The organism is Psychrobacter proteolyticus (assembly GCF_038155145.1).
In the GTDB taxonomy this organism is placed as follows: domain Bacteria; phylum Pseudomonadota; class Gammaproteobacteria; order Pseudomonadales; family Moraxellaceae; genus Psychrobacter; species Psychrobacter proteolyticus_B.
Genome location: NZ_JBAKAY010000105.1, coordinates 1 through 226, shown reverse-complemented (window position 1 = coordinate 226; position 226 = coordinate 1). Strand labels below are relative to the sequence as shown.

The window sequence follows — 226 nt, the reverse complement described above, 5'->3', positions numbered from 1 at the left end:
AAGATGAATGGTAAAAGGGTAAAGAGCAAGCGTATATGAGTATCTTAATACGCATCGGTATTGTAACGACCGTCACTACCTTTTATCTAGGTAGAAAAGGCGGGCAAGCTTTTCATAAAGCCGTCGGTATCTCTCCTGGTGTACTCACGTATCAGGATTACAATGCGCCCTTGTCATTAGCCACAGTAAGTTGGCAGCAGTTAACGTTAAATAAACAGCACTTAAA

At 41.6% G+C, this 226-nt stretch carries 1 pseudogene; it reads left to right on the top strand.

From position 1 onward, the window contains the following. Positions 1-35: 35 nt before the first annotated feature. A pseudogene (locus V6252_RS13150) lies at positions 36-226 on the top strand (hypothetical protein); the annotation flags it as partial.